Annotated in this window: 13 protein-coding genes; 1 reads left to right on the top strand and 12 read right to left on the bottom strand. The window is 45.0% G+C overall.

The window, feature by feature from the left end; translation table 11 throughout:
- Positions 1-35: 35 nt before the first annotated feature.
- The 5 genes from J7I42_RS21870 to J7I42_RS21850 form a co-directional block, all read right to left on the bottom strand.
- The gene (locus J7I42_RS21870) at positions 36-3,650 is read right to left on the bottom strand and encodes a SusC/RagA family TonB-linked outer membrane protein (RefSeq protein ID WP_209141005.1); all 3,615 of its coding nucleotides are present in this window, start codon (positions 3,648-3,650) and stop codon (positions 36-38) included.
- A gap of 225 nt (positions 3,651-3,875) precedes the next feature.
- Positions 3,876-5,117 carry a FecR family protein gene (locus J7I42_RS21865; RefSeq protein ID WP_209141004.1) on the bottom strand — a complete coding sequence of 414 codons (1,242 nt, stop codon included), beginning with the start codon at positions 5,115-5,117 and terminating at the stop codon, positions 3,876-3,878.
- A gap of 197 nt (positions 5,118-5,314) precedes the next feature.
- Positions 5,315-5,896, bottom strand: a complete 582-nt coding sequence (locus J7I42_RS21860; protein ID WP_209141002.1) for an RNA polymerase sigma factor — start codon at positions 5,894-5,896, stop codon at positions 5,315-5,317.
- 280 nt (positions 5,897-6,176) lie between these two features.
- Positions 6,177-8,606, bottom strand: coding sequence for a T9SS type B sorting domain-containing protein (locus J7I42_RS21855; RefSeq protein WP_209141001.1), 2,430 nt, complete (start codon positions 8,604-8,606; stop codon positions 6,177-6,179).
- A 513-nt stretch (positions 8,607-9,119) separates the two neighbouring features.
- Entirely contained in the window at positions 9,120-10,184 is a 1,065-nt protein-coding gene (locus J7I42_RS21850) for a hypothetical protein (RefSeq protein ID WP_209141000.1), read from the bottom strand.
- Positions 10,185-10,731: 547 nt separating this feature from the next.
- Here J7I42_RS21850 and J7I42_RS21845 point away from each other — a divergent pair.
- Entirely contained in the window at positions 10,732-11,241 is a 510-nt protein-coding gene (locus J7I42_RS21845; protein WP_209140999.1) for a Vir family protein, read from the top strand.
- Between the two features lie 134 nt (positions 11,242-11,375).
- Here J7I42_RS21845 and J7I42_RS21840 read toward each other — a convergent pair whose 3' ends face one another.
- The 7 genes from J7I42_RS21840 to J7I42_RS21810 all read right to left on the bottom strand — a co-directional run bounded on the left by J7I42_RS21840 (position 11,376) and on the right by J7I42_RS21810 (position 22,103).
- Positions 11,376-13,787 carry a glycoside hydrolase family 2 TIM barrel-domain containing protein gene (locus J7I42_RS21840; RefSeq protein ID WP_209140998.1) on the bottom strand — a complete coding sequence of 804 codons (2,412 nt, stop codon included), beginning with the start codon at positions 13,785-13,787 and terminating at the stop codon, positions 11,376-11,378.
- 73 nt (positions 13,788-13,860) lie between these two features.
- Positions 13,861-15,228 (bottom strand): YeiH family protein, encoded by a 1,368-nt coding sequence (locus J7I42_RS21835; RefSeq protein ID WP_209140997.1) that lies wholly within the window; start codon positions 15,226-15,228, stop codon positions 13,861-13,863.
- Positions 15,229-15,419: 191 nt separating this feature from the next.
- Positions 15,420-16,853: a phytoene desaturase family protein gene (locus tag J7I42_RS21830; RefSeq protein ID WP_209140996.1), complete on the bottom strand. Its 1,434-nt coding sequence runs from the start codon at positions 16,851-16,853 to the stop codon at positions 15,420-15,422.
- 230 nt (positions 16,854-17,083) lie between these two features.
- Positions 17,084-18,346 (bottom strand): sulfite dehydrogenase, encoded by a 1,263-nt coding sequence (gene soxC, locus J7I42_RS21825; RefSeq protein WP_209140995.1) that lies wholly within the window; start codon positions 18,344-18,346, stop codon positions 17,084-17,086.
- 38 nt (positions 18,347-18,384) lie between these two features.
- Positions 18,385-18,981 (bottom strand): c-type cytochrome, encoded by a 597-nt coding sequence (locus tag J7I42_RS21820; protein WP_209140994.1) that lies wholly within the window; start codon positions 18,979-18,981, stop codon positions 18,385-18,387.
- 8 nt (positions 18,982-18,989) lie between these two features.
- On the bottom strand, positions 18,990-20,675 hold the full coding sequence (locus J7I42_RS21815; protein ID WP_209140993.1) for a hypothetical protein: 1,686 nt from the start codon (positions 20,673-20,675) through the stop codon (positions 18,990-18,992).
- Between the two features lie 87 nt (positions 20,676-20,762).
- Positions 20,763-22,103, bottom strand: a complete 1,341-nt coding sequence (locus J7I42_RS21810) for a hypothetical protein (protein WP_209140992.1) — start codon at positions 22,101-22,103, stop codon at positions 20,763-20,765.
- Between the last annotated feature and the right edge of the window lie 13 nt (positions 22,104-22,116).

Raw genomic sequence — 22,116 nt, 5'->3', positions numbered from 1 at the left:
TTGAACAGGAACAGGTTAGTCTGTTTTTTCAACTATTAAAAATCAAATCTGGCGCCCAGGGTTACACTGCGGGGTTGTGGCAGTACTCTCGTTTCCGTAAAGGGAACGGCATCCGGATCGATGCCATATTTATTGGCACGCCATAAAATACCAAGATTATTCATATTGCAATAAATATGCGCCCGTTGAAAGGGCAGCCTGTGAATCTTCTCTTTTTCAAGATCATACCCTAATACAATATCCTGCAATCTTATATGATCTGCCTTTTCTACCAGCACAGCTGAATTGGCATAAAACCTATATTCTCTGTTATTTTGATTACCGGGAATCGTTGCAGGTAAAGACGGCACATTGGTAAATTCTTCATCCCCTGGTTTTTGCCATCTATTGGCAAAGTCCTTATTACCTAACCAGGCATACAAGAACTGCCCGTAATCAACAGAAGGCCTTCTGAAATAGTGCCCCAGCTTATAGGTGATATTTACAGAAACGGAAAAGCTATTCCAGTAAAAATCATTTCTAAAAGCGCCTACCATGGTTGGGTTTACAGGACCATTATATACCAGGTCGGCTGGTGTAGCCTTGCCTAATATATCAGCATGATTGCTAGATTTTTCACCGTCAACATACCCTAAGGGATCACCTGTAGTGGGGTCAAGCCCGCCCCAGCGATAGCTGTAGATGCTTAACACCGGCCGGCCGTTCACAGGCGATAAAGGATTATCTGATAGATCACCACTACCGCCCAATATTTGTGTACGGGCAGCAAATGTTTTTACATAATTTGTTACTTTATCAGTTGCATAGCTAAATAAAAAGGATGGGTTCCAACCGAATCGATTATTCATCCCGACTTTACCGTTTAACTGTACATCAACACCCTCCCCTTTAATATTTGACACGTTCGATTTGAAGCTGGTAATGCCAGTGGTAGGATCCATGCCCAAATCACCGAGCAGATCATCCCCTTTCTTGGAAAAATATTCAATAGTACCTGATAACACATTTTTCTTTAACGTAAACAACACCCCCAGGTTCAGCATACTTACCGTTTCCCATCTTAATGCAGGATTGGGTGGATTAATCACTATTGCCGTGGTGGCCCGGGTTGTAGCGTCAGCACTGTAGCGCACCGTGGTATAAGCAGTAAGGTCTTTATAGATATTTCCGTTAAATCCATACGTTGCCCTTAGCGCCAGTTGATCGAACAAATTGCTTTTAAAAAACGCTTCGCGCGATATATTCCATTTAACACCGGTTGACCATAAAGGCAACAGCCGGTTATTCGCTTCTGCCCCAAAATAATTGGTATTATCAAAACGGCCACTGGCTGAAAATACATACCTGTCATTATACGTATAAGAGCCATTGGCATAATAGGAAAGATATCTGTCTGTAATTTCACCTATTGGACGCATAGCAGTGAGCCCTATAAGCGTATTCTGTGGATTCGTTGGAAACCGGCTTACCAGATCAACCGGCGTGCTAACTGCCGTTTCACTATTATACCCATAAAAACGATTGGGGGTACTTATAGTATGCAGTTCCTTTATTTCAAAACCGCCAATCGCATTCACTCTGTGCTTTTGCCAGGTTTGGTTAAAGTTTGCCTGCACCCGGCCTGTATGGCCTTCCAGTTCGGAGTTCGTTTGATCCAAAATATCGCCTACAGGAACGGGATATTTTAGCGTACCTACCGTAGCGCTGGGGTTAAAATAAGTGTTGATCAAATTCCGGGTGTAATAGGTTGCCACGCTCTGCAGGTTATTCTGCTTCTTAAATTGCCTTTCATACTGGTATTTCACTTCAAGATTAAAGCTGGGCGTGAATGTTTTCCTGATCTCCAGGCTTGCCCGGTTATAGCTCTGTTGGGTAACATTGTTCGCCATATTAAGCTCTTCGAACGGCCGGTATTGCCAGTCTACCGCCCCCTGGCTTTCCATTTGTGCTTTGTAAGAATTCCGGTATCCATAATTAGTCGGAAGCGCATTTCCGTCCTCATCCACTAGTTGCGCATAAGGATAATATTTCCTTCCGGTTAAAGACATAAAGTCATTAATACCAGGGTTATTGTTCACCAGTTTGGTATTCGTATACATCAACCCGGTATTAATATCAAGATTTTTAACAGGGGTAAAGTTGTTGGTAGCGTTTATCGAAAAACGGTCAAAACTGTTCCCTACAGCGCTGCTTTTATCCTTATCATAACTCAACGTTAAAAAGTATTTCGATCTGTCTCCGCCACCCGATAAAGACAAGGCATTCTGCACGATAACCTCATTTCTTAAAAAATATTTCTCATACTGAGCCAACGCATCGTTTTGTTTCCAGGCTTCTATTTGCTGATCGGCTTCGGCCGCGGAGATCGATCCATTTCTTTTCCTTATTAGCAATTCCACCACCGGGGTTAAAGGCGCTTTATTTACAGCACTTTCCTGACCGGTATACCATCCCTTTGAAAAATAATCCTTTTCCAACTCAATAAAATCTGACGCCTGCATTAAAGGGAAATAATGCATATCGGGTTTTTCACCGAGAGTAATGTTGGTATTAAAATTAACCTGTGGGGCCTTGTTGGCACTTCCCTTTTTTGAAGTGATCACAATAACGCCGTTGGCAGACCGTACCCCATAGATAGAAGCCGCTGCCGCATCGCGCAAAATGGTTATGGATTCAACGGAATTAGGGTTTATATTAGAGATATCCCCGTCATAAGGAAAATTGTCTAATACGATCAATGGCTGTACATTACTAAAGATGGTACTTCTTCCCCGGATATTTAAAGCAGGTTGATCAGATTTGCTGTTCCGGTAAAATGCCAACCCACTCGCTACTCCTTCCAACCGGCCAAGCACATCCAAAGAAGTACTTCGGTTCAACAATTTATTATCAACCTGAACAAAAGAACCAGTCGCCCTTTCCTTTGGGATCTGTTGATAACCGGTATAAACCGATACAGATACAGCGGCCATTTCGCTTACCTCCAATACCATCTGTACAGAAACGATGCTCTTTCCGTCTGTTTTTACCGTTTGCGTTTCAAACCCGAGGTAGGAGATTTCCAACACCGCGTCTTCCTCCGCCCCTCTTAAAACGAAAAACCCATCGGCATTGGTAATAGCAAAGATGGCCGTTCCTTTCACTTTTACATTGGCGCCGGGCAGCGGTTCGCCCTTGTGGTTCAACACCCTTCCTTTGATGTCAACCGGGGGTGCTATTATGTTTTTATTCTCTGTTTTTTTATTATCACCAGCCTCCATGGTCTTTGAGATCACGATCGTTTTATTCTGGATCATGTACCGAAGCGGCTGATTTTTCAGCACCTGGTCCAGCGCTTCTTCCAACGGCGCATTTTTTACATGAATGCTCACTTTGGCGGCATCTTTTACCGCATCGGCCGGGTACAGGAACAAATAACCCGTCTGTTGTTTTATAACAGTAAATACCTTTTCAAGCAATATATTATCGCCTGAATAAGTAACGGTTTGAGACACCCCCGTTGCCTTTACGTTAAGGAAAACAATGGTTAGTAGGATGGCAGTTAATTTCATAATTCGTAAGGTTTGTTTGCTTACGAGCAGTTTTAAATGGTTAAAGGACTTGCCGGCCGTACAATCAATAAAATCCGGCAGGTAATTGCTAAAATGCATACCTTAGTAATTGAGAGGTTGAATAATAGGATTCTAATCGGTTTTGTTATCGACCTTTTTTTTCAGCCGGTGTGTTTCGTGGACATACCGGCTTTTTTATGTGGTCGGTTTTAGATGATTAAGAATTCATAGGTGTTTTAATTTAATATGGCATTTACAGGTTTTTCAATAATGTTTTCTTATTGAGAAATGCATAGGGGCAAATAGAAATGAACTATATGTAGATTACTTATTACTCTTTTGGGGTTCATTGGGTATAGACGAGGGCACTATCAGTTTTCTTCCCTCTATTCGAAATTGCAGGTGGGTCATGAATGCAAGCTTTTTAACCACCTCAGCCAGCGGTACGTCCCGCTCCATTTCACCACTGATCTTATCGGAAGGCTTCGTTCCTTCATACACTACTTCAATATCATACCATTTAGTCAATTGACGCATCACCACCCCAATATCAGTATTTTCAAAACTGAAAAGACCATTCTTCCAGGCAACAACGGCATCAACATTTACATTTTTTATTACTTGCGGAGCACCGTTGCCAACCTGTGATTGCTGACCCGGTGTAAGCAAAGTTTGGTAATCATTGAGTTTAATCTGTACAGACCCTTCGAGCAGCGTGGTTTTTATTACTGCTTCATCATCGTAGGCATTGATATTAAAATGGGTCCCTAAAACCTGTACGTCCATGCCCTGACCCTTTTGATCAGTTACATGAACTATGAATGGTTTGTTTGGATCATGAGCTACTTCAAAATAAGCTTCACCGGTTATTGCTACTTTTCTTTCATTTCCGGTAAAAGCTACCGGATACCGGATAGAGGCGCCGGCATTTAACCATACTTTACTCCCATCGGCCAGCACCATCGCATACTTTTGCGCATAGGCAGTGGTAAGTGTATTAAATAGCAACTCTTGTTGTTCGGTCGTTTTTCCTTCGTATTTCAGCACACCTTTTTCATTTACAACAACCGCTTCCCCCTGCTGAGCCAGCTGGCCTGCTTTAGTACTATCCAGCAAAATTTTGCTGCCATCGGCCAATGTAAGGGATGCGCTCATTTGGGCAGGCGCAATGCCCTGTTTAGCTACCGGGTTTACGGTTTCTTTTACTACAGGGGCATTGTCCTGCTTGCGGTACCAAAAAAGATAAGCAGCAGCAAGTATAAATAATACCGCTGCTGCCGAGGTTGCTACATCCCGAAATAACTTTCTGGATCTGTTGTTTATACTAACTTGCTTTCCATTATCCAGTCCTTGTTGGATCTTAGCCCAGCCACCTTTTACATCAATCCGGTGAAATGCTTTCAATTGCTGAATCTTGAATTCATCATTTTTCCAGGTTTCCACCATTTCACGCTTCCCTTCATCGCCTCCTATCCAGTCCTCATACATTGTGCTTTCCGTTGAAGTCAATTCTTCATTGGTGATGACTTTATAAATGATCCCATTAATGGCGCTATTGTCCTTCATTACACAATGATTTAAAAGGGTTATCGAAGGTCCGGGCTATATAAATTACGGATGAACGGAAACTTTGTACCAGTGCCTTTGTTAATTTTTATACTTTTTTTATGAGAATCTGTACTTTTTGGGATGGGACATATTAGCGCTAATACGGCAATAAGTTTTAAATCAGGTATTTAAAAAAAGCATCTACAGGATTCCCTTTAGGCCGCTAGCATATAAAGAACAGCGATAAAGATCAGGATCAATACCTGTTCAACACCCAGGGTTAACCTAAGTGCTTTCATGGCAGCCGCATTGGTATTGCGGATCGTATTTTCAGACAGGTTCAACATTTGCGCTATCTCCGTTCTGCTAAAGCCATCAAGATAGGTTAGTTTGAATACCTGTTGCATTCTATCGGGCAATTGATTGATCCGGTCGTACAGGATCTGCACCAGTTCGGCCTCCTGGTATTTTTTTTCGATTACATTCTCGCTGATAATTTCAGCCTGAACAAGCCGGTGCTCAATTTTAGCTTTCAATTTATCCCGGCGTAAATAATCGATACAGGCATTTTTTATAGTAGTATAGAGGTGGGCCTCCAGATGTGACATGTTGGAAAAAGAATGATCATGAGACCAAAGTTTAATAAAGGATTCAGCCACAATGTCCCTGGCTTCTTCTGTGTTCCCGATAAGGCTATTGGCAAAATGAAATAATTTTCGATAAAGTTTATTATACACTTCATTGAACGCCTCAGGGTCCTTCACCAGGATCTTCTGCATAATTTGCGCATCTGTCATATTAGTACTCTTTGCGGTATCAAAGGATATTACATTAACAGAAAATACAGTCGTAAGGTAATGGACCCAAGTTATAAATACGCATCCTTATCAACAAAAAAAAATTATCGCTTTTATGTAAACTATAAACGTCGCTTACTGATAGCGTTATTGTTATGTCAAAAAATGCATGTATAAAAAATACACACCCGTACCAGGTACACATTCAGAAAAGGCGCTAATGTCGCCCGGGCCTGATAATTAGTTGTAATAAAAACTGAAGCATTTTTGGTGCATAGGATTAGCGCACCAGTACAAAACTCCCCCGTTTAACAATTGTTTTGCCGGTATAATCTATCGCCTGTACCATATACACAAAATTCTGGGACGATTGTTGGGAGCCACCGAGATTGCCATCCCAGCCTTTGTTCACTTCGCTGGTACTGAAAACCAGTTGGCCCCAGCGATTATATACCCTGAAGTAGATCAATTGTTTAATGCCTGCCATTATTGGGCGGATGACATCATTGTGGCCATCGCCATTAGGTGTAAAGCCGGATGGCATAAAGATATCGGCACCTGTTTTAAAAATTTTAACCGTAATGGTATCGGTACCATTACAACCGGCTGCGGTTTCCGCCTTTACCACATAGGTGATGGCTGCAGGCGCAGTTTCATTGTACATGCCAATCGGGTTGGGGATACTGACAAAGTTCAAACCGGTTGGAGGATTCCAGCTCCAGCGATTGGCATTGGGGTCATTAACCGTAGCATTGAATTGTAAAGGCTGGTTGATAACCACCGCAGTATCATTGCCTGCGTTTACTATGATGGGCTTTGTTACATCAATATGGAAGGTATCTTTTAACGGGTTAGGGCAACCGGCATTGGTAACCGACAACACCACATTGGAAGTTACTTTTGGCGAGGCCGTGGAGCTTATCGAGTATGGCAGTGATGGCACCACTCCACTTCCACCGGGCGCCAAAGGCACGTTATTGCTCCAGGTATAGTTTGTACCCGTTGTTATAGTAGCATTCAGCACGGTTGAGGTACCATAACAAATGGAAATATTTTCAGGATCTATGGTGGCAGCTGGCGCCGGCACATTGAAAAATTTTATGGTAGCCATATCACTGGTATCGGCAGGGCAAACACCGCTTTTCACCACCGCACGGTAATACATGGTCTGGGTAATTGGGCCAGCCTGGAAAGTAGGATTTGGGTAAGCAGGTGAAAAACTATTCCAACTGGCATTATTTACAGACGATTGCCAGTTCATTACCCCACCGGTGTATCCGATCAATGACAGTAAAGGACGGGTATTTTCGTTCAGACAAACATTGGAGAGATCCGGGCTTACTTTTCCTCCATTCGACTTGGGATCTACCGTAACAAAAGCTGCCACACTGGTATCTATGTTACAGGCAGGGCCGTTTTGCACCAGCGCCGCATACCGGGTTGAAGTTAAAAGGTTCTGTGCCGTATACTTATCATTGGTCACAGCTATTTCCCGCCAACTGACCCCATCGGTTGAGGCCACCCATTTCACTACACTACCTACTTCATCGGTAAGCGATAACGGAACGCTATTGATCCCGGAGCAAATGGTCGTATCGCTCATTATTCTACCCGCTACTGTAGGCGGTTTGGTGGTAATATCGATCGTGTCACGCAGATCGGCGCAGCCATTTACTTCATGGCTGGTAACCTTTCCCCCATTAGCGCCTACCATTACATTTATAATATTTGAATTGGCCCCTGAGATGATCGTCCAGCCAGCGGGCACCGTCCAATCGTAGGTAGCGCCAGCCAGTGCCGGCACCGAATATTCAACAGTGGTGTTGGTACAGGCAATTTGTTTTCCGCTGATCTCCAATCCGGCACAGGTATTTCGAAGGGCTACATATGCATAGGCAAAGTGGGCGCCTGGCCGGCAATTGTCTGCTTCAAAGGTCAGGGAAACCTGTTGTCCCCGGTATGGCGAAAGATCGAAAGTAACTTCCGTCCAGCCTTTCGTCCAAACATCATACAGCAATGTGCCACTGGAATTGTTCCCCGAAAAATTCATAAATGGAACGGGGCTGTTGGTAAATCCATTGGCTTTGGCTGCGGCCGAATCGAGGGTTGCGCCGGTACCAGAACCTCCATTGCCGCCTGCTGCATTATTAAAAGTTGGCAGGTAATAACCAGGCGAGGCGCAGGTAATGATACTATCGTGTGTGCTTAAAGTAGCTTTAAACAGCGGTTGTTCATTTGAATTATGCGTTCCATTTTCCAGCACCATGGCGTAGGCATAGGTCATGGTATAGGGATCTGATACAGATCCGGGCGGAACATTAATAGTATAAGTAACGGCACGCGTAAAGCCCCCGGGATTTCGACCATTTTGTCCCAGTGCCCGCGAGGTAGCCGTTGACCCCAGCATAATAGAATAATTGTAGGCATACCCATTAATAGTGGGAACGGTGGGAAAAAAGCCAAATGGATCACTGGTAGAGCTGGTGATCACCTGTATACCTGTATTGCTTATGGAATATTCCGAAATCGAAGTGAGACCGGTATTGGGCGCCGGATAACTCTGTGTAGGACCATTCATCAACCCCGTTGTGGCTGACCAAAAGGACAGGTCCCCTGTGCCAAAATTGATATTTGTTGGACAGGTCTGCATCTGACAAAAGGCAGATACTGCTATAAAGATCGCAGCAAAACAGAGTAAATATTTTTTCATTCAAGTTTTAATAGGGGCCACAAAAAAGTCTCATATCTTATTTGTACGAAAAACATCCTGTTCAGGTTGGTCTTTTCTATTATTTCTATCAGGATCTAAAAAGGGGCCTTACAGGATTGGGCGACCCGCCCTTGAATTAAAACCGGGTTTGAAAGGGTATCAATTTACTTGTGTAGCTAAATATACACATTTAATGACAAATTGCCATACTCTGTATCGGCAGGTTATCGCAAAGTCACAGTGAAATAAAAAGAAGGATATATTAAAAGTAAACGGCCCAGAGAATGGCTTCAGCCAAAGTCCCAAGGGGCTGGCAGGGAGCTTGCCCGGACATAACAGGGACTTTATCCCTGTTATGTCCTTGTTAGGTCCTTGTTAGGTCCTTGTTAGGTCCTTGTTAGGTCCCTGCCAGGTCATCAAAATTCCAGGAGCAATTGGGGGAAATGAAAAAGGGTGCCCCAAAATCGCTTTTGAAGACACCCTCCATTTTCTATTTTTACCTACAGGTATTTTTTATTGGTACTGTATGTACACCGGTTGTGGCTTTTCGGCCAGTACTTCTTGTGGTGACAACATATGGCTGTTCTGTTTGCGGATATCATTTTTATAGAACAGTTTGAAACCGGCGAACTGAACAGGCTCTCTCCAAACATAAGCTTTGTAGCTGTCGTGTTTCAGTGAAGGTTCTCCCCATCCGTCCATATCCATTACGATCTGTACATTAGGATTGAGCTTGATATTCTTGTAATTGGTCACCATGTTCTGGGTAAAGCGGTGCACCACCAGTATTTTGGGTGGCAGGTTATTGGCTTTGGCCAGATTAGCCAGGTAATCGCTCACAAAGTTTATGTCAGCAGCATCCATAGTACCGATCACAGAACCGGGTCTTTTACCTGTTTTCATAGAGAACTCAGGATCGATACCCAGGTGCACATGCGGCATTTTCAGGTATTGCTCCAGTTGCGGAATTTCCGCCTGTACATTGCTGAAACCTACCTGTACATCCAGGAAAACCAGGGCGTTGATGCGCGCTGCAATTCCCAGGATGGAATCAATTTGTTTAAACGGCATCCGCAACCGGTATTTACCGTCTCTGCCAGGACTACCCTGTGCAGTTACACAAATATAATGCAGGGCTGGCTGAACCGGCATGGCGGGGTCAGCGGCTTCCCATTTTTTCACTTCAGCACCCAGTTTTTGCAGCATTTCATCTGGTGGATATTCACCCAGGATACCCATATTTTTTGAATACAGGTTACCATAATAGGCTACAATTCTTTTATAGGGCAGAATGGCACCCGGGTTGGGATACGCTGTTTTAACGGGCCAGCGGCCAGAGGAATCACCATTGGCCAGGTGCAGGTTATTGCGATCGAAAAGGGCTGTATCGAGTGTTAAAGCAGGTTTGGTTACATCTGCTACAGCAGGTTTTTCTTCAGCTTTGGGTTTGGCTGTTGAATCGGTTGTTTGTGCGTTGACGGTATTAGCCTCTCCACTGGAACAAGCATTCATAATAAACGGCAGACAGGCTGCTACAACCAGGCGACCAGGGCGCGTAAACCAGGTTATTGACTTCATTGCGTGTGTTACGATTTTGTACGTTTTATCAAAGGAAAATCAGCGGGCGAAATTAAGTTAAAACAGATAATGAAAACAAGGCTGTTTAAAAGTTTCAGCCTGCTTTCACATTGTAATAACTATTAACTCTTAGTAACGCCAGCCAATAACTTTTAGTGTACTTATGAAAGCCAACCAGCACATATCAATAAACGCAATTATGTTTACTATTTTTCATTTCTCAGCGTCTCCAACTTCCCAAAACAGAGAATTCAGGAGCATTCAATTAAAATCATATACTTACCTCGAATACCTTTCTAAGGACGTTTTCCCAAAAGCCCTTCAAAATGCACGGAGCGTTAATTTGGGCAGGAAACCGGGTCTCTAATAAAAATCTAATCAGGCTCAAATCACCTTGCTGAAAAAATTAGCAAAGCCCAACCAATTGAATGCCAGCGTATTTAACACATATTTAGCATTATTGCATAAGCTACCCTTAAAACCTTTTTTTATGCCTCTCTTGCAGAATCGAAATATCTATTGTAGATTTAATAAAACCCATTCGTATATGAAAACGAAAATCGGATTGTTTACAGTCCTCCTTGCCACAGTCGCCGTTCCTGCCCTGGCACAAAACACTACTGCGAAGTATGTTAGTAATAAAACTACTGCCACCCAGGCTCCGGCTCAACCAATGATCAATTTTGTTAACCAAAAGCCCACAATCGACTCAATGGTATCGCTTACCGATGGCAATACCTACCTGGATCATGCTTCTTTCAGAGGCAAGGCCCGCGAAGGTAAATACTGGGTTGAATTGTTCTACAGCAAGGCTAACAAAGAGATCATGAAAGCCAATTTCGTGTTTACGACCGACTCATTGAATTTTAGCCGGTGTTATTATTTCAAAAATAATAGCGTAAACAAGATCTTCGACAACAATACCACTAACTATTACCAGGTTGGTAATGTGGTATTAACCGAACAAGGCACTGTTGCGCCTTCAGCTACGTCAAAGAAGTTCGGCGAGTTAATTGCTGATACTTTCCAGGCGTTACAAGCTGGTTGTTTTCAATAGTAATTGAGAACCGTAACTTCCCGTTTTAGCAACACGTTATTGATTAAGAAGATATTTCGCTTTTGCCCGAACTCACAAGCAATTGGTACCTGCTTGAAAGTTCGGGTAAAGTATTTTTAGGGGGTAAGTAATTACTACTTACCCGTAATATCGATGGTAGCAGCGGTCAACCCTGCTGATTGGGCCTGTAATTTTATTATGCCAGGTTTTCCGTTTGACTGCACCACAGCCAAACACAATCCATTGAATGCTGTATGTTCGCTGGCTTTGAATGGCTCCAGGCTGGTTTGGCAACCATTATCAACGCCTGCTATAAACCCGGCACCACTTACTTTGAATTGAATATTATTAGCGGCATCGGGTACCAGGTTACCATCTTTATCTACCACTTTTACCGTAACAAACGACAGGTCTTTTCCATCTCCTTTGATCGCATTTCTATCTGCCTGTAAAATTATTTTTGCTGGTGCACCGGCCGTTTTGATCACCTGGGTAGCCACCACTTTTCCATTCTTTTTTGATACCGCTTCTACCTTGCCCGCTTCAAATGACACCCGCCACATTACATGCAGGTCATCTCCTGTTTTCTTTTTTACGCCCTGCGATTTGCCATTGATGAACAGTTCCACTTCATCGGCATTATTGTAATAAGCCCACATGTCTACTGTTTGCCCTGCTTTCCAGTTCCAGTGCGGGAACAGGTGCAACATATCTTTGGTAGTGAACAGACTTTGGTACAAATAATAAACATCTTTGGGGAACCCGGCCAGGTCTACAATACCAAAATAAGAACTGCGGGCTGGCCACGGATATGGGGTTGGTTCGCCTATATAATCAAACCCGGTCCACACGAACATACCGCTGATGCTTTCATGCTTTAAAAACATTTTCAACGTGGCCATATGGGTAGAACCCCAGGGGGTATAACAGTTTTCATAAGCTGAACAGGTAAGATCGGGATTGGCGCCTTTGACGGGGAGGTCCCATCGCTGTGGCCAAACACGCATACTGTCTGAAGGCATGTCGTAATGGCCTCTTGATTGTATGGCCGATACCGATTCCGTTACAATAAATGGTTTGCGACCCCATTTTTGCTGCACCACATCCGGCGGCCAGCTTTCATGATGGTAATTATAACCAATCAGGTCGTTGATGCCAGACTTTAACAACTGGTTGTTATCGCCAATATGATTATTAGCGGTAACGGTTGGCCGGTCGTCGAGGCTGCTTATGATCCGTTGCATCTCCCGCAAATATGCCACACCTGAAGTATCGCCATCTTTTGCGTGTTGCTCCGGGATCTCATTGCCCACACTCCAGATAAATACTGAAGGGTGATTGCGATCGCGCAACACCTGGTCTTTCAGGTCCTGTTTATACCATTCGTCAAAGTCCTTGCTGTAATCGAATTGCGTTTTGGACCGCTTCCACATATCAAAAGCTTCGTCCATCACTACAAAACCCATTTTATCGCACAGGTCCAACAATTCGGGTGCCGGTGGATTATGCGAGGTACGAATGCCATTCACTCCCATCCCTTTCAGGATCTGTAACTGACGCTCCAGGGCCCGGGTATTGATGGCTGTACCCAAACAACCCAGGTCGTGATGATTGCACACCCCTACAATTTTCACCTGTTTTCCATTGAGGAAAAACCCTTTATCGACATCGAATTTATAACTACGGATACCAAATGTGGTAGTATACTCATCTGTCACCTTTCCTTTACTGGTCACTTTGGTTACCGCCTTGTAGAGGTAGGGGTTTTCGAGGCTCCATAAAACCGGTGCAGGAATGTTAAAGGTCTGCGGAAGCGTTTGCAGGGAACCTATATGCAATCCTTTTTGTGTTTGCGTGCCAACGGGGCTGCCAGCTGCATTTAGAATGGTAGTGGTAACATCGCAATATTCGCCGGTGCCGGTTAATGAAGAGGTAATGGTAACTCTTGCTGAAGAACCCGTAACGGAGGATTTAGCATAGGTACCCCAGTTCACAATATGAGTGGTACCGGTTTTCACCAGCCATACATTGCGATAGATACCGCTGCCGCTGTACCAGCGGCTATTGGGCTGCTGACTGTTATCAACTTTTACGGCAATCACATTCTTTCCACCATAATTCAAAAACGGCGAGAGTTCATAACGGAAAGTGAGATATCCGTTTGGCCGCATACCCAGTGAATGCCCGTTAATGAACACTTCACTATTACGGTATACGCCATCAAAATCTATATAAATGATCTTGCCTTTGTCGGTTGCCGGCACCGTAAATGTTTTGCGGTACCAACCCAACCCGCCGCGCAACGCACCCCCACCATTGCCGGTAGGGCTTGTTGAATCGAATGGCAGCTCAATGCTCCAGTCGTGGGGTACATTCAACTTGCGCCAGGAGGCATCATTAAGATCAAGGTCTTTAGCATGTGGCACCTCGCCCAAATGAAAGGTCCAGTTATTATCAAAATCTTCCCGCACCCTGGCCGATTGTGCATACAGGGCATATTGGAAAAGGATACAGATAATGAGTAAGGAATATCGACTACGCTGCATGGTATTAATTTTCGGCAGCTAAAATACATATCCCGCACCAATATCCCGGTATGCAAATGTTTACAGTGAGGGGTTATTTTATATCAGGAACCGGAAACAGGATACCGCCAAACAGCAGGTAGGCCCATAATAAGGTCCAAAGTACATTAAACAGTTGTGCCCCGATAAAAGCCACCGCAGGCCTTCCGCCTTCCGTTTTTATCAGGTCGCCAAACCGGGCTTCCAACCCAATGGATACAAAAGCCAGGGCAAACCATCCGGTGCGAAGGCCTTTTAACGTACCACCCACATTGGCTGTAATGGTTGCAGGGATCAAAAAGGAGAAAACCAGTGAGGCAGCCACAAACCCCAATACAAATTTGGGGAAGCGTTCCCAAACCACGCCAATCCCGGGCTTTTCTGTCGTTTGTGAGGTTGGGTTTTTCCGGTAGGTCCACCAAATGGCGATGAAAAATGCAGCTACCCCGATCAATACGTTTTGGGAGAACTTAACGATCACCCCGGCTTTGGCAGCCTTCTCCCCTACCAGTTCTGCGGCAGCAGATACGGTGGCCGTTGTATCCAGGGTACCACCCAGCCAGGCGCCGCCAACGATCTCGGGCATGTGCAATACCTTGATGAGCCAGGGTTGCAATACCATCATGGGAACAGCCACCAACAAAACCAGCGTAGTTACATACGACAATTTCTTTTTATCGCCCTTGATGGCGCCTGCGGCCACAATAGCTGCAGAGACCCCGCAAATGGCCACAGCCGATGCAAGGATAACCCCAAATTCATCGTCTACTTTTAATTTCCGGCTTATCCATAACGCCACAAACCATACAACGCTCACCACCAATACCGATTGTAAGAGACCAGGTACACCGGCTTTAATGATATCAGTGAACAAGGTACCGGCGCCTAATATGATCAAACCTGTTTTTATAAAGAATTCAGAACGGGCTGCTTCTTTCATCCAATCAGGCAGTTTAATTACATTGCCGAATAACAGACCCAGCACCAGTGCAAAGATCACATACTCCAGACCGTAATAATCAACCAGCTTGTTGCCAGCAATCACCTGCGCAATAATGGCCAGGACATAGATCAGGGCGAAACCGCCTGCAAAATTCCTGATGCTGCCACCTGATAAACCAATGGCAGCCCCACTCAGGATCAGAAAGATCAGACCCGTTTGAAGGATCACCAGTATATTTTTAAGCGATAATACTTTATCTACCAGGTCACTGGTATTCGCCCATTGATAAACCGGCAACTGTAATTTGAAGCCGGTCACCAGGGTAGTCAACAGCAGGATGGCAACTATGATAGTACTGCCAATGGTTACGGCCCAGATATCTTCTGTAAAACCGGCAAAAAAGGATCTTTTTGCAGGAACAGGTTCGGGGCTGATCTCGGTGGTTGTTAGGTTGTCTACGTTTGCGTTCTGGTACGACATGTTATAATTATTTAATAGCTGTTCAGGAATCCCTTGTTAAATTAAGATTTTATTTGAATGTTGACCTGTAAGGTCTGCCTCGGAAATTTGCAAAACTGGAGGATTAAGCAGTCCTGACAGGTCAGCGTAAAGGAATCTGACCTGTCAGGTGCGAATGCGCCTACATTATGTGCAACTTTAAATGACGCACTTTACAGGTCAGTCCGTATATAAAATACATCGTGCAGGGCTTTCCGGGCTGCATGATACCCGCACATGCCATGTACACCGCCGCCCGGAGGCGTTGAAGAAGAACATATGTATATTCCTTTGGCAGGTGTAGTGTATGGCGACCAGCGGATAGCCGGCCGGGTATACAATTGTCTAAGATCGATAATACCGCCATTGATATCGCCCCCGATGTAATTGGGATTGTACGATTCCATTTGCCGGGTATTGAAGGTATGCCGCGCCAGTATAAGGTCTTTGAATCCCGGTGCAAACCGCTCTACCTGTGCTTCAATGGCCGCCGTCATATCGACGGTGGAACCATTGGGCACATGGCAATAGGCCCAGGCGGTGTGCTTACCGGCAGGTGCGCGTGTTGCATCAAACAGGCTGGGCTGCGCCAGCAATACAAATGGTTTCTCCTGATGTATCCCTGCAGCGGCTAATCGTTCGCTTTCAACGATCTCTTCAATAGTATTACCTATATGCACTGTACCCGCCTGGCGGCATTCGGGTGCCGTAAAAGGGATCGGTCCCTGCAATGCCCAGTCAATTTTAAATACCCCCATACCATACCGGTACCGTTGCAATTGCCCGGTATACGTTTTAGAGAACCGGTCGCCCGCAATCTGTAATAATTGTTTTGGAGTTACGTCGAACAGTACCGCTTTTGCGGCCGGCAACTGATCGATAGAACTTATATAACTATTCGTTTCAATTTTCCCACCCAATGAAATAAAATAGGCCGCCATCGCCTGGGCAATGGAGCTTGATCCACCTTTGGGTACTGGCCAGCCTTTTACATGGGCAGCCCCCATTAAAACCAAACCAATAGCCGAAGTGGCCGCATTGGTCAGGGGTTGTATAGAATGTGCCGCCATACCGGCCCACAGTCCTTTAGCTTTTGTCGTATGGAATTTCCGTGATAAGTAATTAGCGGAGGTTAAGGCCTTCAGTCCAAACTGCGCCATCAGCAATGGATGTTTGGGAAAATGGAAAGGGCCTAAGATGTCAGCAGCTATTTCAGGCCAGTTATTTGTCACTGGTTGTATCAGCTCTAAATAAGCGGTCTTATCACTGCCAAGTAGTTGAGCAGTTTCATCAATCGAACTTTTTAAAACGGCAGCCGTGCCATCATCAAATGGATGTGCAGCCGCAACATCCGGATAAATAAACTCCAACCCATACTCCTGCAAAGGCAGCTGCGACATAAATGGCGAGGCCACAGCCATGGGATGTATGGCCGAACAGATGTCATGTAAATAACCCGGCAAAGTAATTTCAGCGGTGCGTAACCCACCACCGATCGTTTCCTTGCCTTCCAGCAATAAGACCGTTACACCAGCTTGTTGTAAAGTGATAGCGGCCGCCAGTCCGTTAGGACCAGAACCTACTACTATAGCATCATATCTATTCATTACATTCTTTTAGTTAAGTGAATGGCGAATCGTCAAGCGTGAAACGTGAAAGGGTTCGCGATTAATGAGATTAATAAACGACCTTGCATCGCCAATTTTTCTGCCGTCTGCCGTCTGCCGTCTGCCGTCTGCCGTCTGCCGTCTGCCGTCTGCCGTCTGCCGTCTGCCGTCTGCCGTCTGCCGTCTGCCGTCTGCCGTCTGCCGTCTGCCGTCTGCCGTCTGTCCTAAGCCTATTGCCTTTCTGTCTTAAACAACACCCGTCCATCCCGCTGCACTAACCACGAAGTGACGGGGTTCAAATGATACCCACCCATATCTTTCCCCCTCGCATCAATCAACTGTTTCATCGTAGGCTGTACATAACCTGTTTCATCAATGGCGCGGCTCATGAGCTCTGCTTCACCGCCTTTCCAGTCCCATAAATAACGGAAGGCTGTATGTGCTTTATCCAGCACCGGTTCTTGCAGCGTTGCAGCGTTCCAGGTTTTTCCGCCATTCGTGCTTACTTCCACTTTATATATTTTACCCCGACCGCTCCAGGCAATACCACGGATCTCCATCCACCCTTTTTGTAGCTGCTGCGGATAAGCCGGGTAAGTAATAATAGACCGTGCATCCATTACAAAACTAAACTGTCTGATCTTTCCATCTTTTACAGCCTCCGAATATTTAGCCGTTTCTTCCCGCGTCATAAATGGCTGATCAGACAACTCGATCCTGCGCAACCATTTTACGCTGGTATTGCCCTCCCATCCAGGCAGCAATAATCTGGCCGGGTACCCTTGTTCAGGCCGGATCGCTTCCCCATTCTGTGCATAGGCGATCATGGCATCTTCCCAACCTTTGCTTACCGGCACGCTACGTGTCATCACCGCCGCATCTGACCCCTCGGCCAAAAACCAACTGGCTTTTGGCTTTACGCCTACTTCCCTGAACAGGGTCGAAAGCATTACGCCCGTCCATTCACTTTGACTGGTTAGCCCACATATTTCCTGAGGGGTCATTTCTTCTTTACCACCCCGGTAATTGCCCGAACATTCCAAAAAGAAGGTGCGGGTTACAGAGGGAAACCGTTTCAGCTCAGCCAGCGAAAACACCAGCGGTTTTTCCACCATGCCATGGATGGTGAGTGTATAATTATGGGGATCGATCACCGGCACACCGGCATGATGTCTTTCGTAATGCAGGTCTGATGGGGTGATGGTCCCAAACAAATCCTGCAGCGGGGTGCGGGAGGATGTATCCGAGGGCTTTTTCACGGGTTGTTCAAATGTCGACCGCGTGCCCAGCACTCCCGGTGGCGGCCCCGGTTCTTTCGTTGGATCACTTATTTTCAACTCAGCCTGCGTAATGGCTTTTTGCACAATCTGACCATAGGACGATTTCAACATTACCACCGCGGCTGTTGCCGCGCCTCCTAATAATATCCTCCGGCTGATTGGCTTGCCCATTGATCCTTTATCCTGATTTATATCCTTACTATGTTCTTCCATTATCTCATTTTCGAATTATTGAATATTCCCCCCAAGCATTAACGAACCTCAGCTCCGCCCCGCCTGTCATCAGGGATGAACCGGTTTTGTGCCGGCATCACCACTTTAGGTAATGTTTTCGCATTCATTACTTCATTTTCACCAATCACTTTATTAGCCTGTAAAAGGAAGGCTGTAAGCTGGTACACTTCTTCGTTGGTTAATGAACCCGGTTCATTATAAGGCATGGCCCTTCGCACATAATCGAATAACGTGGTGGCATAAGGCCAGTAATTCCCGATGGTTTTATTTTTGCCAGGTTTTGTGCTTACCAAAACCGGCCCCAATAGTTTTGCGTCAGGTGAAGTAGTGTCTGTACCATGACAGGCCACGCATTTGGTCATGTAGATCACTTTACCCGCTATTGCCTTGCCTTCACCAGCCGGCAATCCTACCCCATCTGGTCGTACATCAATATCCATCTTTTCAATCTCAGCAGGGGAAGCTGGCCGGCCCAGGTGAAAGCTGGACGGCCAGCTGGCTGAGTCTATAGAGATAATTTTGCCTGTTGTTGTTACTACCACATGCCGTGCCTGATCATCACTCCGGCACGACCATATAATAAGACAACTACAAACGATCCATAATTTGTTCATACACTTGCTTAATATTTTCCTGCCTGTAAACTGCTTTCCGATAATGCGTATGGCCGGTTAACCCGATCAAGCACTACATAGATAGTATCTTTATTTTCATTGATACCTGTTAATATCACCCGTGAGCCATCTGTAGTTTCATAATGTAACAGCATCCGGTTCCGCTTTTCATTTTTAGGCGCTTCGGCAAATTCGCGGTCTCTTCTGGTGGAAGCAGCCCGGTGATCGATCATAGCTACCTCGTTGCCAATATTCTTCCAGGCTTCTTTAGGTATGAAATTATTGGCAGCTGTATCTTTTTCTTTTTTGGCTTTTGCCGCCTGCTTTTTATTTCTATCAGAATCAAGGTTTTTGTCGGTACCACCATCGCCACCTACTCCTGCAGCGCGGTTCCTTCTATCTGGTACTTCCTTGTATTTATCTTGCAGGTACAAGTTCTTGTTTACGGTATCGGCATAATAATGAAACACCCGTTGTCCGCCGCCTACACCAGTCAATTCAAATGTACGGTTGATATCCCGTTGCGGATCACCACCACCGTTTGACAGATCGAGGGCTGTTGGCTTATTGATACGAAATGTAAGGCTGGTCCATTTTTCAAAGGTTGCTTCCTGCCAACGTACTGTATCCTGTGGATCGTAGGCAATGGGCTTATTATTGATGCGAAACTCTGTTACCGCATAATTGCCACGGAGTTGCTTTACACCGGCAACAGCAGGCTGTTTGTACGGATCATACCAAAAATTTACAAGTTGTAAATAGAACAACACTACCAGGAATATAAATATAGTAGCCGTTTTCAACCCTACGCGGACATACCGTTGCCATTTTGCGTTGAACACCGGATAGAAATTCACCGGTACGGTATTCCGTTCCAGGATAAGCAGTTTGTATAATTTCGGGATATCATTTACCAGTAAGAACGCAGCAAGCAATACAAAATAACTGCTGTACACATGCACGCCCCCATCATAGGCGAAATTCACATACACAATATCACCCAATGCACCGAACAACAAAATGGAACCAATGGTAGTAGTACGGCGGAAGAATAATAAAGTACCGGCCAGCACTTCTACCACGCCGGCAAAGATCTGGTACCAGGGTACAATACCGATGGATAACCAGTACAATTTCTGCGCAGTCATATCGCCGACATTTGTATTCAACAAGCCCCACGATGGATAGGGCATTTGCACCGGCAACAGTTTGGTGAAGCCGAAACCAATAATACCAATACCAGCACGGTACCGTACCACCACCCGCAACCAGTAATACAACAGGTTATATGCTGCACGCGCTGTTTTACGGCGATTCACGATCCAGGTCCAGATAAGAGCACCTGCCGTTGCAATGAGCAGGGTAATGATCCAGTTGGCATAACCCAGCAATGTACTGCCAAACAACTTATTACCAAACAGGTTGATACCCGATCCAAAACGCGCAATATCATACAGATCGCGGTAATGCAGATTGGTCCAGTCGATATGGAATACGAGCTTGTACCACTCCACACTATTGGGTATAGAAATGCAGATAAAGAAAATGAAGGCTATTCTGAACAAGAGTTTTTGAGTAGAAGTCCAAACCGCAGCACCCGGCGTGGATTTCCCGACAGTCTGAGCTTTTAGATCCCTATTCACCGGCGTTGCGGGTGGTGTCGTTTCTATATAAGTGTTTTGTACGAGTGACATAGTTTTTAGTTTTAGAGGGTGGGTCACTTTAAAAAGTGGCTCACCCTTAGTTTTAAAGGAGAGCCACCTTCGAAAGGTGACCCACCTTTAAAGTTTTAATGATTTACTACGACCTGCGCTTTCCACTTCTTTCAACAGGTATTTTTTATTGATCTGTTGCAGGGTGGCAAATACCGAGTCTTTGTTTTCATTTACACCATACAACTGAATGGTACTGTCATTGGCCCTTATATAATGCAGTTGCCATTGCTCGTTCTTATAAAATTTATTCTTATTCTGCAAGGTCAATACCCGGTTCGCCGTATCTACGGTATAACTGTAATAATGCCGTCCAATGGTCCCTTCCAGTTCATAGGTCCTGTTGACATCGGCGGCCTCGATCCGTTCCACATTGTTCGAATCAATATGCACCGGTCTGTTCGATTTGATGCTGATGGTATTCCATTCTTCAAATACCACATCCTGCCAGCGCACCGGATCATATTTTGAATAGGCAATGGTATCTGCATTGATGCGGAAATAACTCACATTGTAAATACCTGCCGCTTTTGCTAATCCTTTTGACACGGGAAACTGGTAAGGATCGCTTTTATAATCGCTAGCGGTTTTAAAACTATATAGTAATACAAAAAAGAAGACAGCAAATGCTTTTAACCCCCACCGTGCATATACCTGCCATTTGGCAGTGAATACAGGACGAAAATGATTAGCAGTTGCCGGTCTTTGTAACACCAGTAAGGTTATGATCCGTTGAAGGTCCCAACTCAAAACAAAAAGCGCCAGCACGATCAAATACAAACTATACACCACTTCGCCACCGTCATAAGCAATGTTTGACATGAACACGTTACCGGTAAATAACAATATGAATACGGCGCCTACCGACGCAGTTTTTCTATTTAGCAATAACAATCCGGCAATTACTTCTACCACGCCCAGGAAGCTTTCATAACCGGGCACAATACCTAAACTAATAGAGAACAATTTCCACCGGGTAAAGTCGCCATAATTGGTATTGAGGTTACTTAAAGATGGATAGGGCGATTGCAGGGGAAACACTTTTAAAAACCCATAGGCAATAACGGCGATAGCCAATCGGTAGCGAACGATCGCTCGTAACCAATAGTGCAGGTTATAATAAGTGCCAGTGCGGTCCTTATCAACAACTGTCCAAATAATTGTACCTATAGCAGCAATACCCGCTACAATGCCCCAGCCGGTAAAACTTTGCGCCCCGGTTATGAACTGCGGCATATAATGAGCCAGCAGGAAGATATCGCCATAACGCAGGTGCGCCCAGTTTATGGCAGCTACCTGTTGGTAATAAAGCCAGTCAACAGGAAACACCTGCACTAAAAAATATATAAAGAAGAAACGGAAGGCTATTTTTTCATAGCCTTTCCATTCATTAATAGGTTGCGCATTCATGGTGTGAATGATT

The sequence above is a fragment of the Niastella soli genome, assembly GCF_017742245.1.
GTDB classification, from domain to species: Bacteria; Bacteroidota; Bacteroidia; order Chitinophagales; family Chitinophagaceae; genus Niastella; species Niastella soli.
Note: the sequence above shows the minus strand (reverse complement) of the source record. Positions and strands in the feature narration are given on the sequence as shown.

What these genes read in the sequence shown, in the direction of transcription:
- J7I42_RS21870 (WP_209141005.1), bottom strand. Translation starts at nt 3,650, where the DNA reads ATGCATTTTAGCAATTACCTGCCGGATTTTATTGATTGTACGGCCGGC.
- J7I42_RS21865 (WP_209141004.1), bottom strand. Translation starts at nt 5,117, where the DNA reads ATGAAGGACAATAGCGCCATTAATGGGATCATTTATAAAGTCATCACC.
- J7I42_RS21860 (WP_209141002.1), bottom strand. Translation starts at nt 5,896, where the DNA reads ATGACAGATGCGCAAATTATGCAGAAGATCCTGGTGAAGGACCCTGAG.
- J7I42_RS21855 (WP_209141001.1), bottom strand. Translation starts at nt 8,606, where the DNA reads ATGAAAAAATATTTACTCTGTTTTGCTGCGATCTTTATAGCAGTATCT.
- J7I42_RS21850 (WP_209141000.1), bottom strand. Translation starts at nt 10,184, where the DNA reads ATGAAGTCAATAACCTGGTTTACGCGCCCTGGTCGCCTGGTTGTAGCA.
- J7I42_RS21845 (WP_209140999.1), top strand. Translation starts at nt 10,732, where the DNA reads ATGAAAACGAAAATCGGATTGTTTACAGTCCTCCTTGCCACAGTCGCC.
- J7I42_RS21840 (WP_209140998.1), bottom strand. Translation starts at nt 13,787, where the DNA reads ATGCAGCGTAGTCGATATTCCTTACTCATTATCTGTATCCTTTTCCAA.
- J7I42_RS21835 (WP_209140997.1), bottom strand. Translation starts at nt 15,228, where the DNA reads ATGTCGTACCAGAACGCAAACGTAGACAACCTAACAACCACCGAGATC.
- J7I42_RS21830 (WP_209140996.1), bottom strand. Translation starts at nt 16,853, where the DNA reads ATGAATAGATATGATGCTATAGTAGTAGGTTCTGGTCCTAACGGACTG.
- soxC (WP_209140995.1), bottom strand. Translation starts at nt 18,346, where the DNA reads ATGGAAGAACATAGTAAGGATATAAATCAGGATAAAGGATCAATGGGC.
- J7I42_RS21820 (WP_209140994.1), bottom strand. Translation starts at nt 18,981, where the DNA reads ATGAACAAATTATGGATCGTTTGTAGTTGTCTTATTATATGGTCGTGC.
- J7I42_RS21815 (WP_209140993.1), bottom strand. Translation starts at nt 20,675, where the DNA reads ATGTCACTCGTACAAAACACTTATATAGAAACGACACCACCCGCAACG.
- J7I42_RS21810 (WP_209140992.1), bottom strand. Translation starts at nt 22,103, where the DNA reads ATGAATGCGCAACCTATTAATGAATGGAAAGGCTATGAAAAAATAGCC.